Annotated in this window: 2 protein-coding genes; one reads left to right on the top strand and one right to left on the bottom strand. The window is 65.5% G+C overall.

The genetic code is table 11. The features are described 5' to 3' along the window. Positions 1 to 128: 128 nt before the first annotated feature. Positions 129 to 458, top strand: coding sequence for a ferredoxin (gene fdxA / locus AC1D1S_RS21200; RefSeq protein WP_028277294.1), 330 nt, complete (start codon positions 129 to 131; stop codon positions 456 to 458). 41 nt (positions 459 to 499) lie between these two features. Here fdxA and AC1D1S_RS21195 read toward each other — a convergent pair. After that, on the bottom strand, positions 500 to 1,285 hold a 786-nt coding region (locus AC1D1S_RS21195; RefSeq protein WP_476995452.1), incomplete at its 5' end, for a SulP family inorganic anion transporter.

Here is a 1,285-nt window from a genome sequence, read left to right as displayed (position 1 = left end):
GCCTGGACCTGAACGTGCCGTTCGGCGGCGTCAAGGACTCCTCCACCAACACGTTCCGCGAACAGGGGAAGTCCGCGCTGGACTTCTTCACGTGGGGCAAGACCGTCTACACGGGTGTGTAGCCAGCCATGACGTACGTGATCGCCCAGCCCTGTGTGGATGTCAAGGACAAGGCCTGCATCGACGAATGCCCGGTGGACTGCATCTATGAGGGTGAACGCTCGCTCTACATCCACCCGTCCGAATGCGTGGACTGCGGCGCCTGCGATCCCGTCTGCCCGGTCGAGGCGATCTACTACTCGGACGATGTCCCGGACGAGTGGGCCGACTACGTGCGCGCCAACGTGGAGTTCTTCGAGGAACTGGGGTCGCCGCAGGGCGCCTCAGCCCTCGGAAACCTGCACCGCGACCACCCTGTGGTGGCGCGTGCGCCTCTAGGCGCACGCGCCGTCGGCTGAGCCCGTGACTGAACTGGTTGATGACCGGGGACAACCGTTCCCTACCCGTCCCTTTTCTCCCGTTGGAACKCCCTCACTGCTTCGCTCACAGTTGGGTAGAAATGTTCGGGAGAGAAGCGGGCGCCCATGCCGTACTGCAACAATCTGTCTTTGACCGGGTCTTTGAGCTCGGCGAACACCAGGTCCACGCCGTGCCGGTCCAGCCATTCGTCAAGCTGCACCAACTCGTCCAGTGCAGTCGTGTCGATTCCCGTCACTGGTTCTGCCGCCAGCACCACGCGTTCTATGCCGTCCCCCGCCTGGTCCAGTTCGTTGCGCACGAAGGACCCCAGCAAGGCGCCGTTGCCGAAGAACAGCGGTGCGTCGAAGCGCAGGATCAACAGGCCGGGGATGCGTTCCCCTTCCGGATGACGGCTCACGTCGTGGTACCCCGGGATCCCGGGCACGTCCACCAGTTCAGCACGGTAAGGGTCCCAGGCCTGCCGCAGGAAGTCCAGAATTGCCAAGCCGATGGCAACGGCGATGCCCGGGAGGACGCCCAGTATGGTCACCCCCAGGAAGGCCGCGAGCATCACCAACGATTCACTGCGGCTCATGCCGATGAGCCGTCGCACTCCGGCCGGGTCGGCTATTGCGGCGGCTGCGGCGATGACAATGGCGGCAAGGGTTGTGGCCGGCAGGAACTCGGTGACGCCGGGCGCCACGAGCATGAAGCCGAGCACCAGGACGGCGCCCACGGCCCCCGTGAGCTGGGATTTCGCCCCGGACTCGACTGCCACCGGCGTGCGGGACGTGCTGGCCGACACCGGGAAGCCACCGAGCAGCCC

It is taken from the genome of Arthrobacter sp. P1_A5 (assembly GCF_056406825.1).
This window is presented reverse-complemented; position numbering and strand designations above follow the sequence as displayed.